This window comes from Paenibacillus sp. P2(2022), from assembly GCF_029522175.1.
In the GTDB taxonomy this organism is placed as follows: domain Bacteria; phylum Bacillota; class Bacilli; order Paenibacillales; family Paenibacillaceae; genus Paenibacillus; species Paenibacillus polymyxa.
This window is the reverse complement of the sequence record NZ_JAKWFI010000007.1, coordinates 1-25,126: the sequence shown is the minus strand read 5'-3', so window position 1 is coordinate 25,126 and position 25,126 is coordinate 1. Positions and strand designations below refer to the sequence as shown.

Annotated in this window: 24 protein-coding genes, 8 tRNA genes and 1 rRNA gene; all 33 read right to left on the bottom strand. The window is 47.9% G+C overall.

The annotated features are described in order from the left end of the window. Positions 1 to 208: 208 nt before the first annotated feature. On the bottom strand, positions 209 to 964 hold the full coding sequence (locus MMB75_RS19950) for an SIMPL domain-containing protein (RefSeq protein WP_045244937.1): 756 nt from the start codon (positions 962 to 964) through the stop codon (positions 209 to 211). 270 nt (positions 965 to 1,234) lie between these two features. Then, a complete protein-coding gene (locus MMB75_RS19945) occupies positions 1,235 to 1,504 on the bottom strand; it encodes an HPr family phosphocarrier protein (protein WP_013368811.1) in 270 nt (89 codons plus the stop codon). Between the two features lie 135 nt (positions 1,505 to 1,639). Continuing rightward, complete coding sequence (whiA, locus tag MMB75_RS19940) at positions 1,640 to 2,584, bottom strand: DNA-binding protein WhiA (RefSeq protein ID WP_013368810.1); 945 nt, start codon at positions 2,582 to 2,584, stop codon at positions 1,640 to 1,642. 5 nt (positions 2,585 to 2,589) lie between these two features. After that, on the bottom strand, positions 2,590 to 3,576 hold the full coding sequence (locus MMB75_RS19935) for a gluconeogenesis factor YvcK family protein (protein ID WP_045244936.1): 987 nt from the start codon (positions 3,574 to 3,576) through the stop codon (positions 2,590 to 2,592). A 12-nt stretch (positions 3,577 to 3,588) separates the two neighbouring features. Then, positions 3,589 to 4,488, bottom strand: coding sequence for an RNase adapter RapZ (gene rapZ / locus MMB75_RS19930; RefSeq protein WP_013368808.1), 900 nt, complete (start codon positions 4,486 to 4,488; stop codon positions 3,589 to 3,591). 62 nt (positions 4,489 to 4,550) lie between these two features. Continuing rightward, entirely contained in the window at positions 4,551 to 5,501 is a 951-nt protein-coding gene (locus MMB75_RS19925; protein WP_016820123.1) for an ROK family glucokinase, read from the bottom strand. A 405-nt stretch (positions 5,502 to 5,906) separates the two neighbouring features. Further along, positions 5,907 to 6,860, bottom strand: a complete 954-nt coding sequence (gene trxB, locus MMB75_RS19920; RefSeq protein ID WP_013368806.1) for a thioredoxin-disulfide reductase — start codon at positions 6,858 to 6,860, stop codon at positions 5,907 to 5,909. Positions 6,861 to 6,899: 39 nt separating this feature from the next. Then, entirely contained in the window at positions 6,900 to 8,669 is a 1,770-nt protein-coding gene (locus MMB75_RS19915; protein WP_016820122.1) for a tetratricopeptide repeat protein, read from the bottom strand. A 233-nt stretch (positions 8,670 to 8,902) separates the two neighbouring features. Beyond that, positions 8,903 to 9,727 carry a histidinol-phosphatase HisJ gene (gene hisJ, locus MMB75_RS19910; RefSeq protein ID WP_016820121.1) on the bottom strand — a complete coding sequence of 275 codons (825 nt, stop codon included), beginning with the start codon at positions 9,725 to 9,727 and terminating at the stop codon, positions 8,903 to 8,905. Positions 9,728 to 9,763: 36 nt separating this feature from the next. Then, positions 9,764 to 10,504, bottom strand: coding sequence for a bifunctional phosphoribosyl-AMP cyclohydrolase/phosphoribosyl-ATP diphosphatase HisIE (gene hisIE / locus MMB75_RS19905; RefSeq protein WP_016820120.1), 741 nt, complete (start codon positions 10,502 to 10,504; stop codon positions 9,764 to 9,766). Next, entirely contained in the window at positions 10,501 to 11,259 is a 759-nt protein-coding gene (gene hisF / locus MMB75_RS19900; protein ID WP_016820119.1) for an imidazole glycerol phosphate synthase subunit HisF, read from the bottom strand. Before hisF ends, hisIE begins: the two co-directional genes overlap by 4 nt. Positions 11,260 to 11,270: 11 nt before the next feature. After that, positions 11,271 to 12,002, bottom strand: coding sequence for a 1-(5-phosphoribosyl)-5-[(5-phosphoribosylamino)methylideneamino]imidazole-4-carboxamide isomerase (gene hisA, locus MMB75_RS19895; protein WP_016820118.1), 732 nt, complete (start codon positions 12,000 to 12,002; stop codon positions 11,271 to 11,273). Between the two features lie 96 nt (positions 12,003 to 12,098). Next, positions 12,099 to 12,728: an imidazole glycerol phosphate synthase subunit HisH gene (hisH, locus tag MMB75_RS19890; RefSeq protein WP_016820117.1), complete on the bottom strand. Its 630-nt coding sequence runs from the start codon at positions 12,726 to 12,728 to the stop codon at positions 12,099 to 12,101. Positions 12,729 to 12,731: 3 nt separating this feature from the next. After that, entirely contained in the window at positions 12,732 to 13,340 is a 609-nt protein-coding gene (hisB, locus tag MMB75_RS19885; RefSeq protein ID WP_026065472.1) for an imidazoleglycerol-phosphate dehydratase HisB, read from the bottom strand. Beyond that, positions 13,324 to 14,637: a histidinol dehydrogenase gene (hisD, locus tag MMB75_RS19880; RefSeq protein ID WP_045244935.1), complete on the bottom strand. Its 1,314-nt coding sequence runs from the start codon at positions 14,635 to 14,637 to the stop codon at positions 13,324 to 13,326. Before hisD ends, hisB begins: the two co-directional genes overlap by 17 nt. A 62-nt stretch (positions 14,638 to 14,699) precedes the next feature. Next, a complete protein-coding gene (gene hisG / locus MMB75_RS19875; RefSeq protein WP_016820114.1) occupies positions 14,700 to 15,344 on the bottom strand; it encodes an ATP phosphoribosyltransferase in 645 nt (214 codons plus the stop codon). Then, a complete protein-coding gene (locus MMB75_RS19870; RefSeq protein WP_016820113.1) occupies positions 15,341 to 16,546 on the bottom strand; it encodes an ATP phosphoribosyltransferase regulatory subunit in 1,206 nt (401 codons plus the stop codon). Before MMB75_RS19870 ends, hisG begins: the two co-directional genes overlap by 4 nt. 227 nt (positions 16,547 to 16,773) lie before the next feature. Continuing rightward, the gene (locus tag MMB75_RS19865; protein ID WP_045244934.1) at positions 16,774 to 17,925 is read right to left on the bottom strand and encodes an acyltransferase; all 1,152 of its coding nucleotides are present in this window, start codon (positions 17,923 to 17,925) and stop codon (positions 16,774 to 16,776) included. Positions 17,926 to 18,071: 146 nt separating this feature from the next. Further along, on the bottom strand, positions 18,072 to 18,566 hold the full coding sequence (locus MMB75_RS19860; RefSeq protein WP_025363689.1) for an acyltransferase: 495 nt from the start codon (positions 18,564 to 18,566) through the stop codon (positions 18,072 to 18,074). Further along, positions 18,563 to 19,216 (bottom strand): pyrophosphatase PpaX, encoded by a 654-nt coding sequence (ppaX, locus tag MMB75_RS19855; protein WP_019685785.1) that lies wholly within the window; start codon positions 19,214 to 19,216, stop codon positions 18,563 to 18,565. Before ppaX ends, MMB75_RS19860 begins: the two co-directional genes overlap by 4 nt. After that, a complete protein-coding gene (gene lgt / locus MMB75_RS19850) occupies positions 19,213 to 20,268 on the bottom strand; it encodes a prolipoprotein diacylglyceryl transferase (protein WP_016820104.1) in 1,056 nt (351 codons plus the stop codon). Before lgt ends, ppaX begins: the two co-directional genes overlap by 4 nt. 43 nt (positions 20,269 to 20,311) lie before the next feature. Beyond that, a complete protein-coding gene (gene hprK / locus MMB75_RS19845) occupies positions 20,312 to 21,250 on the bottom strand; it encodes an HPr(Ser) kinase/phosphatase (RefSeq protein ID WP_016820103.1) in 939 nt (312 codons plus the stop codon). A 341-nt stretch (positions 21,251 to 21,591) separates the two neighbouring features. Continuing rightward, entirely contained in the window at positions 21,592 to 22,716 is a 1,125-nt protein-coding gene (locus MMB75_RS19840; protein ID WP_019685783.1) for an ABC transporter ATP-binding protein, read from the bottom strand. A gap of 103 nt (positions 22,717 to 22,819) precedes the next feature. Further along, positions 22,820 to 23,962, bottom strand: a complete 1,143-nt coding sequence (locus tag MMB75_RS19835) for a PucR family transcriptional regulator (RefSeq protein WP_019685782.1) — start codon at positions 23,960 to 23,962, stop codon at positions 22,820 to 22,822. Positions 23,963 to 24,122: 160 nt separating this feature from the next. After that, positions 24,123 to 24,195, bottom strand: a tRNA-Lys gene (locus MMB75_RS19830). A 7-nt stretch (positions 24,196 to 24,202) separates the two neighbouring features. Continuing rightward, positions 24,203 to 24,288, bottom strand: a tRNA-Tyr gene (locus MMB75_RS19825). Positions 24,289 to 24,297: 9 nt separating this feature from the next. Then, positions 24,298 to 24,370: transfer RNA gene (locus MMB75_RS19820), tRNA-Phe, on the bottom strand. A 78-nt stretch (positions 24,371 to 24,448) separates the two neighbouring features. Further along, positions 24,449 to 24,525 (bottom strand) — tRNA-Asp (locus MMB75_RS19815). Between the two features lie 18 nt (positions 24,526 to 24,543). Further along, positions 24,544 to 24,619 (bottom strand) — tRNA-Thr (locus MMB75_RS19810). Between the two features lie 4 nt (positions 24,620 to 24,623). Then, positions 24,624 to 24,699, bottom strand: a tRNA-Val gene (locus MMB75_RS19805). A 10-nt stretch (positions 24,700 to 24,709) separates the two neighbouring features. Beyond that, positions 24,710 to 24,786 (bottom strand) — tRNA-Met (locus MMB75_RS19800). 28 nt (positions 24,787 to 24,814) lie between these two features. Further along, positions 24,815 to 24,906: transfer RNA gene (locus MMB75_RS19795), tRNA-Ser, on the bottom strand. 129 nt (positions 24,907 to 25,035) lie between these two features. Next, positions 25,036 to 25,126: ribosomal RNA gene (locus MMB75_RS19790) — 23S ribosomal RNA — on the bottom strand; the annotation flags it as partial.

The window sequence follows — 25,126 nt, the reverse complement described above, 5'->3', positions numbered from 1 at the left end:
ATTATCTATGTGTTTTGATCACTTTTCTTATTATATCTATACCCTATTGTATGTGGTTTACAATCTGTACACTCACTGATTTCAATCTGTACACCTAACAGCCATTAGCTATGACAGACTCATTACAAAACGGTTTCAATAGACAAAAGAAGCCAACAAGTCACCCTGCAATGTTGCAGGCGCTTGCGGCTCCGTTTAATGGCCTATACTAGTTCATCTCATATTGGGCAGACACTTGGACTTTCACCGTTACTTGGCCCGACTGTATCTCTGTTCCGCCACTCATATCCATGAGCGCTTTGGACATGGCATTCTCACGTTGTGTGAAAACCTGAGCTTCCCCGCCATCTACTGTCACATTCACCAGAGCCCCTAAGCCGCGTTTAGCTGATTTTGCTACGGCACTGGCTTTGGATTGAGCGTTATCCAACGCTTTTGCAATAGCAGCTTCCTCATAAGAAGAAGGATTCTCTACGGAAAACTGTATATTATCTACGTTGTTTGCACCGGAGTTTGTAGCCTCATCCAGCAGCTGACCAATTTTGTCCAAGTTGCGATATTTCACAGAAAGTGTATGGTTAGCAATGTAGCCTTTGAGCTTCTGTCCTTCTTTCTCGTTATAGGTATAGTTAGGTTGTACAGAGAACTGGCTTGTCTGAATATCGTCTGCACTGATACTCCATTTTCCTTTTAACAGCTGTGTGACCTTGTTTATTTTCGCAGCATTAGCTTTTTGAGCAGCAGCAGCAGTATTTCCTTCCGATTGCACCCCAATGGAGAGATAAGCGATGTCTGGCTTAGCCATTATTTCACCACTTCCACTCACATTAATTACACCATTCGCCGTCGTCGCCGTTGCAGCATAAGCGCGATCAGCTCCCGTCCACAGCCCTCCTGCTACTCCTCCAGCTAATAATGCTCCTGCAAGAATTGCTGTGCTTACTGTTTTTGTCCAAACTCTCATCGTACTCAACCTCTTTCTTGAAAATGTTTGTACCTTCCAGACGGAAAAAACGGTAAAAGGTTGCAGTCAAGCGGTATAAATTTCCGAAACAAGGCATACCACAGGGGTTTTAATTATTTGTAGCTTGGACTTAATGCGGTCGCTATATTCAAATAAATATACATCAATAGCTTAATGGTGGGACGGGTTGAATGCTTTTCTCTGGATACAAAAAAAGCCCCCGAGGGGGCTTTCACTAAGAGTACATCATATCACAAAGCAGATGTTCGTTTATTGATTTTCCAGTTCAACCTTACTAACCAGACTTACTAAAGCGTTTACAGCCTGTTCGGCGTCCGCACCTTCGGCACTAATATTGATTTCAGTACCTGTACTGATGGCGAGGCTCATAATACCCATGATGCTCTTGGCATTAACCTTTTTGTCTTCTTTTTCCACAAAAATTTCTGATGAATATTTATTCGCTTCCTGTACGAACAACGCAGCAGGTCTGGCGTGCAGTCCTGTTTTCAAGCGTACGACTACTGGATGTTTTGACATGTCAGCTTACCCCCTCATCAAATAAATCTGGACGCTATTTACTCCATTTTATTTATCACATTATAACATTAACCCGGGACAGACACTAGAAAAAAAACTAAAAAAACCGGGGCTAAGAGCCCCACAGACCCTTTTTTACGGAATCAGGCCGTTTTCCCCCCTGATTTTGTCAGCCATCTCATCAATTTTGCGAAGTCGATGATTTACACCCGATTTACTCACGACCCCTTTTAGCATTTCCCCGACTTCTTTCAAATTCAAATCGGGATGAGCGAGTCGAATTTCTGCCACTTCACGCAGCTTATCCGGCAAGGTCTCCAAACCAACTTCCCTCTCCAGCAGCTTGATATTCTCAATTTGCCGGACAGCGGCTCCGATCGTCTTGTTCAAATTCGCTGTTTCGCAATTAACAATACGGTTTACGGAATTGCGCATATCGCGCATAATGCGTACATCCTCAAACTTGAACAGGGCTTGGTGCGCCCCAATGATACTGAGCAGCTCAATGATCTTCTCGCCTTCCTTGATGTAAAGGATAAAGCCTTTTTTTCGCTCAATACAGCGGGCGTTGAGATGAAACTCATTAGCGAGATCAACTAACGCCTGACAATGCTCCTCATACATCGAAGAAATCTCAAGGTGGTAAGACGACCCCTCTGGATTATTCACAGAGCCACCTGCCATAAAGGCACCCCGCAAATAAGCCCGCTTACAACAGTTTTTCCGAATGATATCACGATTAATCCCGTCAGTGAACAAGAAACCTTCTGAGACAATATAAAGCTCCTTTAGCAGCTCTTGTACACCATTGGGGATACGGACAATATACACATTATTTTTTTTCAAGCGCATTTTTTTCCGTACAAGCAGTTCGATGTGAAGTTGAAAATGCTTTTTGATCAAGGAGTAAATCCGCCTTGCAATCGCGGCATTTTCTGTGGACACGTCCAATATCACCCTTTTATTCGACAGTTGTACGGATCCGAGCATACGTATGAGCGCAGACAGTTCCGCTTTTTCACAGCAGGGCTGGCTTTCAATCATCGTAAGCTCTTTTTTCGTTTGTGCCGCAAAGGACAAGGGACTCACCTCCTTCTTAACATCCAGTTTTGTACCAATTGGTAAATATGCTGGCTCAGTTTGTCGGCATCATGCCGTAAATACGTACGGAACAGAACTAACGTATCTGCCACTACTTTATATCCTCGATCAGCCAGCTCGCCCATGTCTACCTGAACAGGCTTAGCTCCCTGCTCGGCATACATCTCCTGTACTTGGGGTGGAATTTCCCCGTTATTCACAATGACATAGTCAAAGAGGTGATGCCCAACATGCTCATAGATCGCTTGCAGATGATCTCCCACTGTATAGCCGTCGGTTTCCCCTGGCTGGGTCATCACGTTGCAGACAAATATTTTGATCGCATTTGATTTCACCACAGCCTCAGCAAGCTTTGGCACAAGCAGATTCGGTAAAATGCTGGTATATAGACTGCCGGGACCAATCAGAATCGCATCGGCTTCATTAATGGCTTCCACAGCCTCAGGCAACGGCTCCACGTGAGTCGGTTCAAGAAAAACACGTTTGATGCGTCCGCCCGCTTCCGGGATTTTGGACTCCCCGGTGATCACCGTGCCATCCTCCATCTCGGCGCTGAGCACAACGCCTTCTTCAGCCGCTGGCAGTACACGCCCCCGGACAGCAAATACACGGCTAAGCTCACGCACCGCCGTTACAAAATCCCCCGATATATCAGTCATCGCTGCTAAGATCAAATTCCCCAGACTATGGCCTGACAATCCTGATCCAGCACCGAAACGGTATTTTAGCATATCTGACATTACTGGTTCCACGTCAGCCAAGGCAGTCAGCACATTGCGGATATCCCCTGGAGGGGGCATCTGCAGCTCACTGCGCAATATCCCGGAGCTTCCGCCATCGTCAGCGACTGTAACAATAGCCGTAATATCCAGCGGCTTTTGCTTCAAGCCCCGCAGCATGACGGACAAGCCGGTTCCGCCGCCCATAACAACAATACGTGGGCGCTCCCGTTGTGATCCGGTCTCTTTCATGATTTCACCTCATTAATGCCGGTCCCGATCAGCATCCCGATGCGAAACAGAAACGGATTCTGTCTCGCTGGCACCCAGCATTTTTCCTAAATACTCCGATATTGCAACTGAACGATGCTTACCTCCAGTACAGCCAATACCGATAATGACCTGGCTTTTACCTTCTTTGCGATACTGCGGAATCAAAAAGTGCAACATATCCAACAACTTGGTTAGAAACGCCTGGGTCTCCGGCCACTTCATAACATAATCATATACATCGCTATCCTGTCCCGTGTGTGGACGTAGTTGGTCCACATAGTGGGGATTAGGCAGGAAACGCACATCGAATACAAGATCGGCATCAATGGGAATACCATACTTGAAGCCAAAAGATGTAATGTTCACGGACAGCATACTGCTCTCCAGATGGGAAAATCTCGAAATAATCCTCGCCTTTAAGGTTGCGGGCTTCATCGTACTGGTATCAATAACCTGTGTAGCGGAGCTTTTGAGTTCTTCCAACATCTTACGCTCCAATCGAATCCCGTCCAAAGGCATACCATCTGGAGCAAGCGGATGCCGTCGACGGCTTTCCTTGTACCGTTGTACAAGAACACCGTCATTCGCATTCAAGAATAAAATTTCACAATGAATCGTAAAATGATCTTTAATATAATTTAGCGATTCTGACAAGGCGGTGAAAAATTCTCGTCCGCGTAGATCAATGACGAGAGCCACCTTGCCAATTTTACCGTTAGACTGCTCAATCAACTCGGCAAATTTGGGAATCAGCACAGGGGGCAGATTATCAACGCAGAAGAAGCCCAAGTCTTCAAGGCTTTGCACCGCAATGGTCTTCCCTGCGCCTGACATCCCTGTAATAATAATGAGCGTTGCCCACGGTGCAGCATTTTTTAAATTATCTGTCATATGGACTTCCCTCTCCTTTTGCTTCTTTGCTCTATGTCAGTACCCCTATCGTCAACCCCGGATTAAGAGCGCAGCAGCAACCCAGCAGCCCCTACGATACCCGCGTCATTGCCTAAAACCGCTGGTACGATATATACCCCTTTTTGAAGCGGCTCAGGTGCCAGCTTGGCGTATACGCGACGCATCTCTTCAAACAAAAAGTCGCCTGCTTTAGAAACACCGCCGCCTATAATAAACAACTCTGGATTAAGCACAGCGGCAACCGCTGCCATCGATTTCCCCAAATAAAAGGCAGCCCGGTTCACGATACGCAACGCGACTTCATCCCCAGCTTTAGCAGCATCGAATACTTCCTTGGCAGCAATGTGATCTTCCAGCGCCAGAGAGGTCCGGTCGCCACGTTCCACAGCATCCTTGGCCATACGAATGATGCCTGTTGCGGAAGATACAGTTTCCAAGCAACCCATTTTGCCGCATCCACACTGAATAGCCTCCAGATCAGGCACGACGCTGATATGTCCAATTTCCCCAGCCATACCCGAAGAACCTTGGTATATTCTACCATTTATAATAATACCGCCACCTACACCTGTTCCCAGGGTATAGCATACACAGTTTTCTATGCCTTTGCCTGCGCCAGCCCAAGCCTCACCCAGCGCAGCAACATTCGCATCGTTGTCTATTTTTACAGGCTTGCCAATCCGGTTCTCTAGGAGCGCACGGATCGGTACGTCACGAAAGCCAATATTAGGAGCGAGGACAATAATACCATCACGAACATTCGTAAAACCTGCAACACCTGCACCGACACCTTTTAGTTGATCCCACTCATAAGGAGATTGCTCAACAATATGCCGCACATATTTTTCGATATTACCGATGACAACGTCTACACCTTTATCGGTTTCGGTTGGTCCCTCATATGTGTGCAAAAGCTGTCCGTCTTCATTACAAATGCCGACTTTAATCGCGGTACCGCCCAAATCGACACCTACATAGATACTTTCAGACATGTTCCAAGCCACCTTTATGTTTACTTAAAAAACTGGTATAAAATATATGCTTAAAATTCCTGCCTCGTAGGAGTAATCCTACGTTCCAACTATAATTGAAGCCCCCGTTACGGTCAAGGACACTTACCTGTTGAAAAATGTACGATTAGCTGAACTTTTTAACTCATGCCTCCGTAAGAAAAACGTCTATTGACGTACTTTCAAGGAAGCCAGACCACGCTTAACGGAATTTTTCTTGTGATTATAGAATTGTTCAGCTCCGCTGAAAATTTATAAATTCAATAATCATAAAAAGGAGAAAGCCTGTGCAAATGCACCAGGCTTTCTCTTCCTGAACAAACAACGGGGCTTAACAGAGGGGGCTTAGCCCCTCACATGAGCCACTTTGTGTATTATAGACACTCTTTATTGATCCAGTGTTTCGCTCCAGTCGTGGACAGCGCTGCCTTCAAGATACTTCTCGCAATCCATAGCCGCCATACATCCCGTTCCCGCAGCCGTAATGGCTTGTCGATAACGGTTATCCTGCACGTCCCCACAGGCAAAAACACCCGGGATGTTCGTTTCCGTCGTGCCTGGCTTCACTTCAATATAGCCGTGTTCATCGGTATGAATTTGTCCGTTCAGGAAGCCTGTGTTCGGTGTATGGCCAATCGCCACAAACACGCCATCTGCCTCAATCAGCTCATCCTGGTTGGTCTCATTATTGTGTACTTTCAAGCCCTTTAAGCCAGTTTCCCCTGTTACAACTTCCAGAGGAGTACGATTTAATGCCCAATGTACTTTTTCATTTTCACGTGCGCGGTCTTGCATAATTTTAGATGCCCGCAATTCGTCACGACGATGGACCAAGGTTACGCTGGAAGCGAAACGGGTCAAGAAGCTCGCTTCCTCCATGGCTGAATCGCCACCGCCGACTACGATAATCTTTTTCCCACGGAAAAAGAAGCCGTCGCAAGTTGCGCATGTGCTAACTCCGCGACCTACATTGTCCTGCTCACCCGGAATGCCGAGATATTTGGCGGACGCGCCTGTAGCAATAATAACCGACTCCGCCTCAATGATGCCTTTACCCTCTACCTTCACTTTAAAAGGGCGCTTGCTGAAATCGACTTCCTCTACCCAACCGGAAGTAAACTCAGCGCCAAAACGTTCGGCCTGCTTGCGCATGTTATCCATCAGCTCAGGTCCGAGAATACCTTGCTCAAAACCCGGGAAATTTTCAATTTCAGTCGTTGTGGTAAGCTGCCCACCGGGCTGCATTCCTTCAATGATCAGCGGATTCATGTTGGCGCGTGCCAAATAAATAGCGGCTGTGTAGCCTGCAGGACCTGTACCAATAATTATGGATTTATACATACGTTTGTTGCCTCCTTTAAGTGATGTTTGGAGCAGATGTTAGACCTGCTTTTTAAACGTGGAGAGCGGCTGCTTTAGCTTCTGTTTGATACCACACACGCTGTCAATTTGACGTGCGTAGCGGCTTACGGTCGATACGGAAATACCATAGCGGTCAGCTACTTCCTGATAGGTGACGGAATGATGATGCAATTTGGCTGTCAAATATTCCAGTGCAGCTGCCCATCCCTCAGTATGCTGAACCATCGGGACCTCTGGAGCAAGCCGATCCAAATACTCCTGCCAAAGTGATCTCAAATCATGCTGCATGGCCGGATCGGATGATTTGCTCATGACGGTTAGTACCTTGTCCAGCACGGCCTGCCATTGTGGATCAACTGGCGAAGCAGAGATGTCACCTTCAGTTGTATGCGGATCTTGCTCAGCCTCTAACCGCTCAGGATGTTCTGTTTCCGTGTGTGTATGCTGCACATCCTGCTCTGCCAGCTCTTGCAATACTTGCAAAGCACGGCGTTTGAGTTCACCCTCCTGATCAGGATCTTCTACGAAGGACTCCAGTGCCTGACGCACTTCATCGTCACCGATCAAGCTTAACGCCTGAATAACCTGTAGCTGAGTCGCTCGGTCTCCGTGGCGCAAGGCCCAGAAGAAAGATGATCGGATTAGCGGGTCCTTCTTCATACTGTCAGGCACCTGCTCAGCGCCAAACTTCTCCCACATGCGGAATTGCTCCTCAAACGGGAGATGATAGTGATAGCTGAGCACTTGCAGCGGTGTGCCTTCCTGCTGAAGCTCTTCCAATCTGGATAGGAAAAACCTTGGAACCTCCGAGGAAGCATCCTGCTTTTGCAAATGACTCCATAACCGCCGAGCTTCCGCATATCTTCCCGTATTGCTGGCAGCCACCGCTGTGTAATGGTACAAAGAAGCGTCCGCATTGTTCTCTCCATTGCTATGAAGCAACCTGCGGAAATGCCTGTAGGCCTCCTCATGGCGCCCGAGAATCCCCATAGTGGTCGCCAGCTTGAACACCTGCTCCTCCTGAAACGGTATAGTGACCGCCAAGGTTTGAACCAGACGATCCAATTCTGGGCCGCCGCCTTCGTGCTGATAAAAAATCGCCAAGTTGCACAATGCGTGTAAATTACCCGGCTCATCCTCCAACACTTGAATAATGGTAGCCTTAGCATTTTGGAACAATCCCATGTAGTAATACGCTAGCGCCAGATTATTCCGCGCAGCGAACATGTCCGGTTGCTCCTCCGAAATTTGCTTGAGCAGTTGGGCTGCCTGAGCAAATTTTCCTTCCTCCAGCAGAACACGGGCCTGATCATGCTCGACCACTCCCTGCCGGGCCTTAATGCGGTTCAGCTTCGTTGGACGGTCCAGCTCATAATAGAGCAGCTCCATCATTTCCTCGGCTTCATCAAGAAACTGGCCTTCTTCGTCCTCCTCCAGGTACGTGACCAATGCTTTTTCCGCTTCTTCAAACTGCTCCATATTAGCGTAATTATTCGCCATATAGAAATAACATTCTGTCATCGACGAGTCTACGTCACTCAGAACAGAGGACAGGATATCATTCGAACCTGCATAATCCCCCATCTCTGATAATATACCCGCCATATTGCAATGATTCACCGGATTATCCGGTTCATATTCAACGGCTTTGCGAAAATATTTCAATGCCTTGTCATAATGATTGCGATCAAGCGAGCGCACAGCTTTCTCAAAAAAGAAAGATGCGTCGAAACGCAAAGCAATAATCTTAGGGCTAGGTTCCGAAACTCGCAGATGTTTCCCTTTCATAAATAACCAAGGCACCTCCTTTAAAAGTAACTGGCATGTTCATACCCTTCAGTATACCACAACTTCAAAACGACTTGACAGTCGATCCTACCTCATTCCAAAAAACGGTTCCGTACTCGTACCCCAATAGATACATATGCAAAAATACGCAAAATAGCCGAGCGCATTTCCCCTGTATGAAAGGCGCGTTCGGCTAGCAACTAGATAAAACATGTAGACCCAATAAATAAGTATTATAGCGCTAACGGAACCCGTGAACGTTCACGGTGCTGAAATACAGCGAGCTCGCGATAGCCAACTTCATATAAAAGCGCTCGCGCCTTCTCCAAGTGCTCAGCCAGCTTTGCCGGATCATGGGCATCCGAGCCGATGGTCAACGGGATACCTAGCGTGAAAGCTTCCTCTAGCATGCGTCGGCTCGGAAACATTTCGGCACAGGGTTTGGAAAGCCCCGATGCATTCAGTTCCATGGCCCGACCGCTGCGGGCCACCGCTGAGAGTGCGGAGCGCTCCAATTCACGTAGCTCATCCTCTTCCTCCGGCTTCGGATGATGGCCGAAACGTTTAATGACATCCAAATGACCCATGATGTCATATAAACCCGTAGCGGCCGCCTTGGAAACCGCATCATAATATGTGCGGTATACCTCCAGCACATTTTTGCCTTCCCAATGGTGTACCTGACGGAAGTCGGTGACATCCCACTCACCGAGAAAGTGGACGGAGCCAATCACATAATCCCATGGGTATGCATGGATGATATCTTCAATTTCGCGTTCCCAGCCCTCGATATAGTCGCCTTCCAAACCAACACGAATATCAATTTGCCCTTTGTAGCGTTCCTTCAAATCCAAGCATTCTTCCACGTATCGAGGCAGCTCATCCATAGGCATCGCCATTTCTGGATAATAGTTGGCCGGTTCTACATGCAGCAGCGGCATATGATCGGACAAACCGAGCTGATCCAGCCCCAGTCGAATTCCCTGCTGTACGTACTCCTCCAGACTTCCTATCGCATGCCCGCAGCGGGAATGATGCGTATGATAGTCAATTTTCATGTAGCCCTCCCCTTTTCAAACCCTACAATACCCGTCCTAATCACGACGAGGGCGTTCATGACGGCGATTCAGCTCAGCCAGCACGTCATCGAGTGGTAGCTTGCGCTCCTGCAACAGCACCAGCAGGTGATAAATCAGGTCGCTGACCTCCAGGCGCAACTCCTCATTATCTTTGTTTTTGGCTGCAATAATCGTCTCGGAGGCTTCTTCGCCAACCTTCTTCAGGATTTTGTCTACGCCTTTATCAAAAAGATAGGTCGTATAGGCTCCTTCAGGACGTGTCTCCTCGCGCTCCTTAATAATTGCCTCCAACTGGGCAAGCACCTCAAAGCGGCCTTCTGAAGCACTGGAAATAGCATTGGTACGGGTTGCCTGCACTTGAGCTCCTGCATTTCCTGCCCCAGCTACTACAGCTGTCCCTGGCACGGAAATATCACGAGAAAAGCAACTCGTTGCGCCTGTATGACAGGCCGGACCGCTCGGAATGACACGCACCAATAGAGCATCGCCGTCACAATCCAGCTGAATGGAAGAGATCTTCTGCGTATTCCCTGAAGTTGCCCCCTTATGCCACAGCTCCTGTCTGGAACGTGACCAGAACCAGGTCTCTCCTGACTCCAAAGACAGTTTCAGCGACTCACGGTTCATGTAGGCCAGCGTCAATACCTGAAGCGTAGCATCATCCTGCACAATCGCCGAGACAAGCCCGGCCTCATTCCAGCGGACATTATCCAGTATCTGCTCCAGAGATAGCTGTTGGTTCAATTCGTTGCTCATCGTATCTCCACTCCTCTGCGCTTCAAATCTCGTTTCAACTCAGGAATCCCGATTTCTTTATAGTGAAAAATCGTTGCTGCTAATCCAGCATCTGCTTTACCTGACGTAAACACGTCATAGAAATGTTCCTGTTTGCCGGCTCCGCCGGAAGCAATCACTGGAATCCCTACGGTATCCGAAACAGCGGAAGTCAGTGGCAGGTCAAAGCCATCCTTGGTTCCATCTGCGTTCATGCTGGTCAGCAGAATCTCACCGGCTCCCAGTTGCTCTGCTTCCTTAGCCCAGGCCAAGGCTCGAATACCCGATGGCGTGCGGCCTCCGTGCGTGTATACCTCCCATTCGCCCCACGCCTCATTGTACTTGGCATCAATGGCAACAACGATACATTGTGAACCAAAGCTGCGCGCACCTTCCGCAATCAGCTGCGGGTTACGAACAGCCGCCGTATTTACGCCAATTTTATCAGCACCGGCACGCAAAATGCGTTTCATATCATCGACATGAGATATCCCGCCACCTACAGTGAAAGGAATGGCAATTTCCCCGGCTGTCTGGCGAACTACTTCTTCCATCGTGGCGCGACCTTCAACCGAAGCGGATATATCCAGAAACACGATTTCGTCCGCCCCTTCCCGGTCATAAAGCGCAGCCAGCTCCACCGGGTCACCTGCATCGCGTAAGTTCACAAAATTAACGCCCTTAACCACCCTGCCATCCTTTACATCCAGACAGGGAATAATACGTTTAGCCAGCATGCCTACTCCCCCTATGCTTTTGCTACAGCTTGTACGGCAACCTGTAAATCAATGCTCCCTGTATACAATGCTTTACCCACAATAGCTCCGCCTACGCCTTCTTTCGCATAGGTGCTCAGTGTGATTAGATCATCCATCTTGCTGACTCCGCCGGATGCAATCACGGTTCGTCCACTGCTTTTGGCAAGCGCTGCGATTGCCTCCACATTCGGGCCCTGCATCATGCCGTCACGGGAAATATCTGTGAAAATAAATGTTTCCGCTCCCTTGGAGGCCAACTCAGCAGCCAATTCATCTGCTCGAACCTCCGAGGTTTCGAGCCATCCACGTGTAGCCACATAGCCATTTCGCGCATCTAGACCGATGGCGATCCGATCACCGTAGGTACCCAATACCGCTTCCGTAAAAGCACGATCCTCAATAGCTGCCGTGCCCAAAATCACCCGGCTCACGCCCAGCGACAACAGCCGCTCCACATGCTCGCGCGTACGTAAGCCGCCGCCCACTTGTACAGGTACTTGCACCGCAGAAGCAATCCGTCCAATGAGCGCATCATTCACCGGTTGACCTGCTTTGGCACCGTCCAAATCAACCAAATGAATGTAGGAGCCGCCCAAGCGCTCCCATTCTCGTGCTACTTCCACCGGATTTTCGTTGTATATTGTCTCCTGGTTATAATCACCTTGTACCAGTCGTACACATTTGCCATCGCGAATATCAATCGCCGGGTATATCGTGAACAAAGTTAAGACCCCCTTGTGAGCTATTCAACATCTATATGCCTTTACATCAATCAGCGACCAAAGTTGGCGTACCACAAAATGCAGACTCACGAATCGTTACGCTCGCTTTTTCGCTTCTGCTAGTTCCAAAAACTGACGAAGCAGGCGCATCCCCATTTCTCCGCTTTTCTCTGGATGGAACTGCATGCCATACACATGGCCTCTGCCCACGATAGCCGTTACGGGCCCACCGTAGTCGGTCACCGCCAGCAGATCACTTTCGACCTCCGGCTTCGCATGATAGGAATGCACAAAATACACATGCCCTTCCTCCAAGCCCTGCAACAGCGGGTGCTCCGGCTGAGTCATACGCAGACGATTCCAGCCCATATGCGGCACTTTAACGCCCAGATCAGGAGCAAACCGAACGACCTCGCCTGGTAAAATATTAAGTCCTTCATGACTGCCGTATTCTTCACCACGAGTGAACAATAGCTGCATTCCCAAACAAACACCGAGCAGCGGTTGTCCAGCACTTGCAACCTCCTGAATAACCCGATCCAATCCGCTGGAACGCAGATGCTCCATCGCATCCCCGAAGGCCCCTACACCCGGCAAAATCACACCGCTGGAGGCACGAATCACTTGAGCATCTCCTGTCACTACAGCCTCAAAGCCAAGGCGCTCAACCGCCTTGCTCACACTATGCAGATTCCCTCTGCCGTAATCCACAATGGCAATGGACATGGACTACAGCACTCCCTTCGTTGAAGGCACTCCTGTCACCCGCGGATCAATGGAGGTCGCCTCATCCAAAGCACGCCCCAGCGCTTTGAACACCGCCTCAATCATATGGTGGGTATTTTGCCCGTAGTGAACAATGACGTGCAACGTCATGCGAGCCTCCAACGCAAATTTCCATAGAAATTCATGCACCAGCTCTGTCGAGAAGCTGCCTACCTGCTGAGACGGGTACTCTGCACGATACTCAAAATGAGGTCGATTACTCAGATCAATAACAACCTGCGCGAGCGCCTCATCCATCGGTACAAAGACGCTGGCATAGCGCCTTATGCCTTTTTTATCACCCAATGCTTCCAGCAAGGTTTGCCCCAGACAGATCCCAATGTCCTCGACGGTATGGTGGTCGTCGATATCCACATCCCCTCTGGCCTGTACATTAAGATCAAATTGTCCGTGCTTGGTGAACAAATCTAGCATGTGATTTAAAAAAGGAACATCCGTTTCAATCTCTGCCTGCCCTGTCCCGTCTACTGCAAATGACAGCTGAATGTCTGTTTCATTCGTTTTCCGGCTGACACTGCCTGTACGCCCTGCTTCGTTATTTTCGTTCCCCATCGCCATCCACCGCCTTCTTCTCATTGTCCAATCGAACTTGTATCGCCCGTGCGTGGCCTTCCAGCCCTTCATGCCGGGCAAGCTGCATAATGGTCTCTCCATTGCGCAGCAGTGCTTCCTTGCTGTAATAGATCATACTCGACTTCTTGATAAAATCATCAATGTCCACTGGCGAGGAAAAACGCGCCGTTCCATTCGTCGGGATGATGTGGTTAGGTCCGGCAAAATAATCGCCTACCGGCTCCGAGCTGTACGCTCCCAGAAAAATAGCTCCTGCATTTTCGATCATCCCCATATGTTCCATCGGCTGCTCTGTCATGATCTCCAAATGCTCGGGCGCAAGCCGATTGACAATACGAATGCCCTCTTCCAAATTGTCAACGACAATGATGGCTCCGTATGCCTCTACCGATGCAGCAGCAATATCTCTGCGCGGCAACTCCGCCAATTGGCGCCCTACCTCGGCTGATACTTCTTCGGCCAAGCGTTGCGAGGGCGTAACCAGTATGGCTGAGGCCATTTCGTCATGTTCTGCCTGTGAAAGTAGGTCAGCCGCTACATAAGAGGGATTGGCCGTGTCATCAGCCAATACGACAATTTCACTCGGTCCTGCAATACTGTCGATATCCACTGCACCGTATACTTCTCGCTTAGCCAGCGCTACATAAATGTTGCCGGGACCGCAAATTTTATCGACCGGTTCAATACTATGTGTCCCGTATGCAAGAGAGGCAATGGCCTGCGCTCCGCCAACCCTGAATATTTCCGTTACACCAGCCTCTGCCGCAGCTACCAGTGTATAGGGGTCGATCCCTGCCTTGCCGCCTGTCGCCGGGGGTGTCACCATGACGATCTCCGGTACTCCAGCCACCTGAGCGGGAATGACATTCATCAACACCGAGGATGGATAGGCGGCTTTACCGCCTGGAACATACACGCCTACACGTTTCAACGGCCGGATGATTTGACCGAGTAAGCTACCGTCTGGCTGTAAATCCATCCATGAGTTACGCTTTTGCTTGAGGTGAAAAGCGCGAATATGATCCGCCGCTTCTCGAATTGCCTGTATAAATGAAGGCTCTACCTTGTCATAAGCCGACTTCAATTCTTCATCTGTCACACGAAGCTGCTCCGCTGTCAGCGATACACCATCAAACGCTTTCGTATACCGCAGGACAGCCTCATCCCCCTCTTGGCGTACCGATTGAATAATCGTACGCACGGCCTCGTTTTGCTCCGGTGTTCCGTAATCCACCTCTCGTTGGAGGCTGAAATCACGGGCTGCTACGATCTTCATTTGCTCATTCCCCCTACCTGCTGCTTGCTTGCAGAATGTTCCTGAACCGTTGCTCCGTTCCTTTAATCCTTCGGTACTACTTCAGTTGGGATCACCTGATGCAATCGATCACACAACGCCTGAATCGGACCATTTTTCATCCGGTAACTGACCCGGTTGGCAATCAAACGACTGGTAATATCCAGTATGCTAATCTGCTCAACCAATCCGTTCTCCCGCAAGGTCTGTCCTGTCTCCACCATATCTACAATGCGATCTGCCAGACCAATTAACGGCGCCAGCTCGATGGAGCCGTTCAGCTTAATGACCTCCACCTGCTGACCTTGCTCCCGAAAATACTGGGAAGCCACATTTGGATATTTGGTAGCGACCCGCTGACGAATACCTGGTTGCCAATCAGGTAAAGCAATTACCGACATCCGGCAACGGGCAATCCCCAGATCCAGCAGCTCATATACATCCTTGTTTTCTTCCAGCAAAACATCCTTACCGACAATGCCGATGTCAGCTGCACCATACTCCACATACGTAGGAACATCGACGGGCTTCGCCATAATAAATTCCATTCCCAGCTCAGGCAATGGGATGACCAACTTGCGGGTTTCGTCCACATCCAGTGGAATTGGAACCCCTGCCTGGCGGAACAACTTGGAAGCCTGCTTGTAAATCCGTCCCTTCGGCATGGCTACCTTCAATGTTTCCGTCATGACAATTCCCCCCTTTGTACGGGCCGTCTTCCTTCAGCTGTATAGCTGTATACCTCTGCGTACAGATCCTGCTGCTCACGACGTCGATCCTCCGGTCCCCCCGTGAGTCCTGTCACCACAGTAAAACCCTCTGCACGTAGCTGTGCTGCGGCGGATAGCGCCTCTTGTCGTTCCTGCTCGTCATAACGGATAAATATCGGACGCTTCGTCTCAATTGAAATTCCATCCACACCATCGACGATTCGGTTCGTCTTCAATGCGAATCCCGTTGCGGGTACCGATCGCCCAAACTGCTGAAGCAGATTGTCATAACGACCTCCGTTGCATACCGGAAACCCAATTTCCGCTGCATAGCCCTCAAAAGTCATTCCTGTATAATATGAAAAATCACCGATCATGGTAAGGTCAATTAACACATGCTCAGATACGCCGTATGCCTCCAGCACTTCCCACACCTCGCACAAATGTGCAATGGATTGAATCGTCTGCTGCTCCACACTAAGGCGGGTAGCCTGCTCGCAAATTTCCTTCCCACCACGAAGCCGAAGAATGGCCTCCAGCTTATCCCGATGCGCGGGGGCCAAACCTAAAGCTTCAATCGCCGCTCGGTAGCCCACTACATCACGACTGAGCAACAGTTCTTTTAGTGCTTGCTGTTCAGCCTGGCGACCTGGAATGATCTCTTCAAATAACCCGTTCAGGAATCCCACATGTCCCATGGCAATTTTAAAAGAGTTAACACCCGCTGCCTGCAATGATGCAATGGCCAATGCTACAACCTCTGCATCAGCCTCAGGTGAATCATCCCCTACCAGCTCCACGCCTGTTTGAAAAAACTCCGCCTCTCTTCCTGCCTCTTCCTCAATCGCTCGAAATACATTGGCGTGATAGGACAGGCGAAGCGGTACTTCTTCTTCCTTTAGCAACGAAGACACCACCCGTGCAATCGGAGCAGTCATATCAGAACGAAGTACCAACGTAGTCCCCCGGTTGTTGAGCAATTTAAACAGCTTCCGATCAGAAGTAGAACTAGCCACTCCCACTGTATCGTAGTATTCCATCGTAGGCGTCATAATCTGACGGTAACCCCAACGCTCCATACATGCGAGTACATTCAGTTCAATGGCCCGCAGCTTCGACACTGCACGTGGAAGATAATCTCGAACCCCTACAGGAATCTCAAATCCTTTTGGCTTAGACATCTCTATCACCTCATGATTTCACAATATCTTTATCATGGTAAAGTGCTAACAAACTAAAGTATATTCGATATATTATCATGCCCTACTTATGAACGTCAACCAAACGTAGCAGCCCATTTTTACAGCCCGGACAAGTCGCTGTCCCTCTCTATATTTTATCCAATGCAAAATACATGAATCCTAAAAAAAGACTGTCAGCCTTAAGCCAACAGTCCAAGTCAAAGTATTTAGTAGTTTGCCTGTTCATCTTTACTCTGGGATGGAAACTTCGGAACTGTCCCCAAACCGATCCATGAAAATGGTACATATCGAAAAAACAACGTCACAATCAGCCATGTTCCAAACAGCGCCAACACCCATCCGCCAGCAACAGAGAAGACATATTCTATGGGTGTACCATGCAAATCCAGTTTGCGATACACTCGTAATAACGCCGGATGAAGTAAATAAATACCGAAAGAACATGCTCCCAGCCAACTGATGAACATTCGCAGTCTATCACTAGTATGACGATATAAAAAAACCGATAACTGAAACAGCACCAATGCAGATACGAGAGCATATGCATTATGTAGCAGTTCATAGACCAGCGAGTCTGCATAAATGGCTTTGCGGTAGGCTACAAACCATACTTGTACATAAACGACCCCCAGTAATAACCAAGACGCCCACAAGGCCCACCAGCTGATCAATCGACCGCGACCTATTACCGTGCCAGGAACTGGAAAAAGCCACTTCTTAAACCCTTCATATCCAATCGCTACAGCGGCACCCAAGGCAAAATAACTGATATACGTAATCGCAAGGCTTCCTCTCTCCTCTTGCCAAACGTATTTGTTCAGTAGTACAAACCCCCATTGAATGACTAACCCTACTGTCAAAATGACAAAAGCTGCTCTACGCGGACTCGATAACCAATGACGTAAACGCTGCACTCCCCACAACAACAGCGGAAAGACCAAATAAAATTGGATGATGATAATGACATAATACAAATGCGTATACGCTTTTCCCGTTAGCAGCACGAGCGGAAGATCACTAAGCGGCATCAACCCACGTGTCACCAAGGTCAAATAGTACATAAGAGAAAATAAAACGTAGGGTAACACAATAAACATCAGTCTTTTTCGAAAAAACAAAAGCATACTCTTTCCACGAAGTGGCCGATCGACATAATTGTAAAATAGAACAAAGCCGCTCACAAAAATAAATACAGGCACTGCAAAGCTGCTAAACATATTTAAAAATAAAAAAGGATAAAACAATAGAGAATGACGCGCATCAATCAAAGCCATTGAAGTTGCATGAATGGTAATGACGGCCGCAATTAATATTCCCCGGTAAATATCAAGCTCTGGTATACGTTCTTTTTTGACCAAATCAACACGCTCCCATATCGCTTTGCAAAAATATCTATTATCAATTTTTAAATATAACCAACATGCATTACCCCACTTATTATACAGAAAAACAGCACAAGAAAGACCCCTTAATATATAAGGGGCCCTTCTTATCATACTATTGACTACTCATCCACACCAGAGCGTCTTAAATCACGCAACGGATTACCGCCTACAAATGCACCTGCCGGTACATCTTTATGCACAACCGCTCCGGCCGCTACCACAGCCCCGTCACCGATGGTAACACCCGGCAAAATGGTTGTGTTTGCGCCGATCAGCACACGATCCCCGATCACCACTTTACCGATGCGATACTCCTGTATAAGGTATTCATGAGCCAGTATGGTCGTGTTATATCCAATGACCGAATTGTTCCCGATTATAATATGCTCTGGAAAAAAAACATCCACCATCACCATCAGACCGAAGGCTGCATGTTGCCCAACCTTCATCCCCAGCATTCTGCGGTAGATAACATTTTTCAGAGAAAGCACAGGACAATACCGGGCAATCTGTATAAAAATGAAGTTCTTAACGCCTTTCCAAGGGCTCACCGTCCGATAAATTTGCCACAATGCATTGGGACCTTCTACAGGATAGCGGTTCACCTTTCTCACGATACATTGACACCTTGAAGCTCCAGCTTCAGCAAATCCCTCATATCATATAGCATGTAGTCTGGTCCATATCCGCGCAGAGTTTCCTCACCCTTGAGTGACCAGGCCACTCCCGCAGATTTCACACCTGCCGCCTGAGCTGACAAAATATCAAAGGAACTGTCTCCAACCATCAACGTATGTTCCGCTTTAGCATTCAAACCTGCCAAAGCCTTGAGCACTGGCTCCGCGTGAGGCTTCGGATGCTCCACATCGTCTACCGTAACAATATAATCCATAGAGGAAGTCAGATTAAACAGGTTAAGTACACGTATCGTGGATGGTCGTATTTTAGTTGTCACAACCCCCAACTTAATTCCTCGTGCACGTAGCTCCTGAATAACCTCAATAACATATGGAAATGGCTTCACCATTTGATCATGATGAATTTGATTATAAGCACGGTAGTCTTTAACCAGCCCAGATACATCCGTTAATCCCGTAAAAGTACGGAGTTGATCGTCCAGCGTTCCCCCCATATGAGGAATAATGTGCTCCCGCGTTAGCGGATCCGCATCTGGATGGTTCAAAATGTGTAAAAATGTGCTGATTATCAACTCATTCGTATCCATAATGGTACCGTCTAAATCAAACAAAATCGTATTTATCATAGATGCTCCTTCTTGTCCTCATCCGTGTCTTCCTTAGATAGCTTATCCGCTGTGGCTGTTGGAGAAACCGCATCCTGCCCAGGACGGGATACTTGTTCTGGCGTCATATCAGGTACCTGATCAATCCCCGTCTTGCTGGAGACAATCGGGTCGCTATATCTCGCAACGGCCGAGCCCTTCCGACGACGAACCAAGATAAAAATCACGGCAGCCACAATGATGAAAATAGCAAGCAACTGTGAGATCCGTACATTACCGTAATTCGGGTCCAAGTACCCCGGTTCAAACCCTAGCCATACCATAGGGGACCACAGAGCATTCACAAAGGAAGCCAGCCAGTCCGGTCCCTGAAAGGCCAAGCTGTCCGTCCGCACCCGCTCGATGAAAAAGCGACCAATAGAGTACCAAATGAAGTAAAATGCAAACATTTCACCCGCACGTACAAATTTCATCCGGCGAATCACAAGCAGCAGAATCACGCCTACAATACTCCACAGCGATTCGTACAGGAACGTAGGGTGGTGAAACACCCCGTTAACGTTCATCTGATTCACAATGAAATCCGGTAGATGCAGCTGACTGCGCAAAAAAGTCTCCTCCGTTGGTCCACCGTAAGCCTCTTGATTGACAAAATTACCCCAGCGTCCAATCGCTTGACCGATTAATAGACCCGGCGCACAAATATCAGCAACACGCCAGAAGTTATATCCTTTATAACGGAAATAAATAACCGCACATATAATAGCACCAATCAAGGCACCATATATCGCGATACCGCCATTCCAAATTTTAAAGATATCCCATAGATTATCCCGGTAGTCTTCCCATTTGAAGGCTACATAATAAATACGCGCTCCAATAATGGCCGATGGAACACCCAGAAGCAGCATATCCATAAAGAATTCCTGCGGAATACCGAATCTTTTTCCCTCACGGATGGCGAGATATAAACCCACAAGCGCCGCCAGCCCCAAAATAAGCCCATACCAATGGACCTTGATTGCCCCGATTGAAAAAGCAATCGGATTCAGCAGTAATGTTGCCGTTGACATATGTTTCTCTCACTCCTTGTCCTTCCTTGCAACCGAACGAACCTTAATCCATCTCTTCCATATCTTCAGAAATCGTAGCAGTCAGCTTGTTTGTAAATTGCAGGGCTGCATTAACGCCCATTTGTTTCAAACGATAGTTCATCGCCGCTACCTCGATAATAACAGCCAGATTTCGGCCTGGACGAACTGGAATCGTAACGAGTGGAACATCTGTATCAATAATGCGTGTAGTTTCTTCATCGAGACCGAGACGGTCATACTGCTTGTCCTGTTGCCATGCCTCCAGGCGGACAACCAGTGTAATTCGCTTATTATTACGAACTGCACCAGCACCAAACAGTGTCATCACATTAATAATGCCTACGCCTCGAATTTCAAGCAGGTGACGAATGAGTTCAGGTGCTGTTCCATGCAACTGAAAATCGGACGTTTGCCGGATTTCTACCGCATCATCTGCTACCAAGCGATGCCCACGTTTGACGAGTTCCAGTGCTGTTTCACTCTTACCAATTCCACTACTGCCTGTAATAAGCATCCCCACGCCATACACGTCACATAATACGCCATGAATAGTTGCCGTAGGTGCCAGCTTTCTTTCCAGAAAACCTGTGATACGGCTCGATAAAATCGTTGTCGCCATATTAGTTCGCAGTACAGGAATATCTCGCTCTGTACTTGCCTCCACTAGCTCGGCCGGTACTTCCAGGCCACGTGTGATGATAATACATGGAGTCAGCTCTGTACACAAACGCTCCATTCGATCCCGTCGCTCCTCAGGAGGCAGCATACCCAGAAAGGCCAGCTCAGACCTTCCCAAAAGCTGTACCCGCTCCTGTGTATGATATTCAAAATACCCGGCCATCTCCAGGCCTGGGCGATTCAAATCGTCCACGGTGATCAGTCTGCGCAGACCCTTTTCACCGGAAATAACCTCCATTTGGAATTGCTGTACAAGCTCGGATACCTTTACCTGTTTAGCCATTGTATTCTCTCCTCATCTGCAAAAACCGGATTCTATACGCCATTTGATTTATGTAGCATTATTCTATTAACCATACAACCCCACGCAGTCTATCCTGAATGAGTCCACACTTCACTTGATTTAACAATAGGATTCCAGGCTATCCCTATCCCGACAGTTGGAGGCCCCAATCTGGAACTCCTGCCAACGAACCTTGTCTAAATCTAGACCTGCACCATTGTACACCCATCGTATCGGAATTTTCCATTGAATGCAATGCCGAAGCTAGTAGCGGATATGATATACAAAAGAGTCGCAGTTCTCCGCTTGGGAAAACTGCGACTCTCTTCCAGAGGCTGATCTTATTCGCCAACCAGAATGCTCAATTCCGATTCCTTATCAAAAATATGAACTTTGTTCATATCAACAGCCAACTTCGCTTTGACACCATCGCGAGTATTGGAACGTCCGTCTACACGGGCAATAATTGTATCGTTTCCAGCACCGCTCAGGTACAACAGCATTTCATGACCGAGGTTTTCCGTTACATCCACAGTGGATGTAAAGATCGTGTTCGGAGAAGCCTCCAAGAATACAGGCTCTTCGTGAATATCCTCAGGACGGATGCCCAAGATCACTTCTTTGCCAATGTAGCCTTTCGCTTTCAAAATCTGTCCCTTACCTTCAGGTACAAACAGATCCAGACCTGGTGCTGTGAAATGCAATGCACCTTCTTTTTCAACCAGCTTACCTGAGATAAAGTTCATTGTAGGAGAGCCGATAAAACCAGCAACGAACAGATTCACTGGACGGTTGTACAGTTCATCCGGGGATGCAGCTTGTTGAATGATACCATCCTTCATAACTACAATCCGATCACCCATCGTCATGGCTTCAACCTGGTCATGTGTTACATAGATAACGGTCGTTTCCAGACGCTTAGCCAACTTCGTGATTTCCGCACGCATTTGACCACGCAACTTGGCATCCAAGTTGGACAGTGGCTCATCCATTAAGAAGACTTGTGGGTCACGTACAATCGCACGTCCCAAGGCAACACGCTGACGCTGACCGCCCGATAACGCTTTCGGCTTGCGATCCAGCAGATGCTCAATATCAAGGATTTTAGCTGCTTCACGTACGCGTTTATCAATTTCTTCCTTTTTAACCTTGCGGAGCTTCAGACCAAAAGCCATGTTTTGGTATACATTCATATGCGGATACAAGGCATAGGATTGGAATACCATCGCGATATCGCGGTCTTTTGGAGCCACATCGTTCACAACACGATCACCAATGTATAATTTACCGTCTGAAATTTCCTCCAGACCAGCAATCATACGAAGTGTAGTAGACTTCCCACAACCGGAAGGACCAACCAATACGAGAAATTCTTTATCTTGAATGTCCAAATTGACATCAACAACCGTAGCTTTTTCTGCACCCGGATATTTCTTGAAAATATGCTCTAAACGTACGCCAGCCATAGCTTTTGCCTCCCCAAGGTCAAGTTTTGAAATCGAATACATTTTCTACTTGTATCTTACCCTAGTACCCAAAGCCTGGCTATTCGCAAACTGCACAAAAATGCTATTTCCTTTTTGTCACTTTGTACAATAGCAGATATAGTTTGACCAAAACTGCATCATTAAACGTCCGCACGTCCAATCCGGTCTCCTGTTTAATCTTGTCCAAACGGTAAATCAACGTATTACGGTGAACATACAGACGCTTGGCTGTCTCACTCACATTACAATCCAGTTGAAAAAAGATATCCAATGTAGCCATCGTTTCTGAGTCTTCCAGTATGACAGATGACTTCATTACCTGCTCCAAAAATAGTACACGCTGCTCCTTGGGAATGCGATTTAACAGTCTCTCCAAATGAAGCTCCCATGAAAGGTGGATGTGCTCTGTTACATGAAAAAGCTTGCCAAGATGGATCGTCTCCCATAATAAATTCAGCTCGTGGGGGAAACTTTGCAAAGGGACCGAAGGCTTGGAAATCGCCAAATGGAATACACCGACCCATTCATTCGCGATAAGCTCATATAACCCCAAGCTAAAAGCCGTAAGTACCTCCTCCAGCGGTTCCGCAAAATCTGCCTCTCTAGTCTCAGGATCTTTATCCCGTTCATCGTCGGCTCCTAATAACAGCTCCTTTTTTGCGAGAATCAGCCAAGATTGTTCGTCTAATGGAGTAAGCAGCACTTCCCCTCCAAAATAGCTCGCTAACAATCGATGAAGCTGCGTATAGGTAATAGCCCCATCCTGTGTTCCCTCGCCATTCAGTAAAAAAGGCACCATACACGCTGATAACGAATCACGAAGCTCCAATTCAGTGGGAACTTCTTCCTCACTGTTTAGGTCGGCAGCCTGCTGTATGAGCCATTGTCCAAAACGATTCATCCGCTCTTCCTCGCTATAGGCTGGGTTGATCGACAAGCGTGGACCATTCTGCCAGACTTGTTCCATGTTCCCCAGTAACGCTTCTATCAACTTCCGTTCTCGATCCGTCAAATATCTGTCCTCTACCGCAAAAGCAGCCAGTTCACCTGCCGATGCACGAAACGGAAAATATAATTTATTCTCACTAACAAACGATCTATCCGGTATAACTGAATCGGCTGTTTCTCCTTCTGCCATCATTTCTGGGCACCAAGGCACTATGGTAAAAGGCGCTTGAATTATATTCTGAAGCTGTTGCTGAATCCATTCTGTATCCAAAGTCACGCGATCACCACTTCACTTTTTTTAGAATATAGATTAAAAACACTAAGCGAACATAATGAACTCATTATAACCCGTCGATACCTTAAAATAAAAAGCTATATAAAAACATAACTTATAACAATACAAAAAAAGCCATCAACTTATAGTTGATGACTTCTGATGAGCCATGAAGGACTCGAACCTTCGACACCCTGATTAAAAGTCAGGTGCTCTACCAACTGAGCTAATGGCTCGTAAAACTGGTGGAGGATGATGGATTCGAACCACCGAACCCGTAAGGGAGCAGATTTACAGTCTGATGCGTTTGGCCACTTCGCTAATCCTCCATATAAAGGTGGCTCGGGACGGAATCGAACCGCCGACACGAGGATTTTCAGTCCTCTGCTCTACCGACTGAGCTACCGAGCCATATCCATTGGCAAAAAAATAAAGTGCGGAGGGATACCCCTTCCCACTTTAGTACGGCGAAAATACTAAGCTGAAAAATGGCGGAACTGACGGGATTCGAACCCGCGATCTCCTGCGTGACAGGCAGGCATGTTAGGCCTCTACACCACAGTTCCCTATATTTTTCAAAAAAATGGTGCCGGCGAGAGGACTTGAACCCCCAACCTACTGATTACAAGTCAGTTGCTCTACCAGTTGAGCTACACCGGCACAATGGTGGAGGCTGAGGGGATCGAACCCCCGACCCTCTGCTTGTAAGGCAGATGCTCTCCCAGCTGAGCTAAGCCTCCTGGGTATGTATGGTAGCGGCGGAGGGGATCGAACCCCCGACCTCACGGGTATGAACCGTACGCTCTAGCCAGCTGAGCTACACCGCCATAACATAATTTACCAGCTTGTCCTAAATGGCGGAGAGAGAGGGATTCGAACCCTCGCACCACTTACGCAGTCTAACCCCTTAGCAGAGGGTCCCCTTATAGCCACTTGGGTATCTCTCCATATGAACGAACTCGCTTAGTGAAATTCTACAAGATATTCAGATTATCAATAAAATGATATTAAATATCAAGCATAATTCCAAGGTTACACCTTGAAAACTGGATCCGAAACTTCATTGCGTCTTATCTTAGGATAAGCCCTCGACCGATTAGTATTGGTCAGCTCCATGCATTACTGCACTTCCACCCCCAACCTATCTACCTCGTCGTCTTCAAGGGG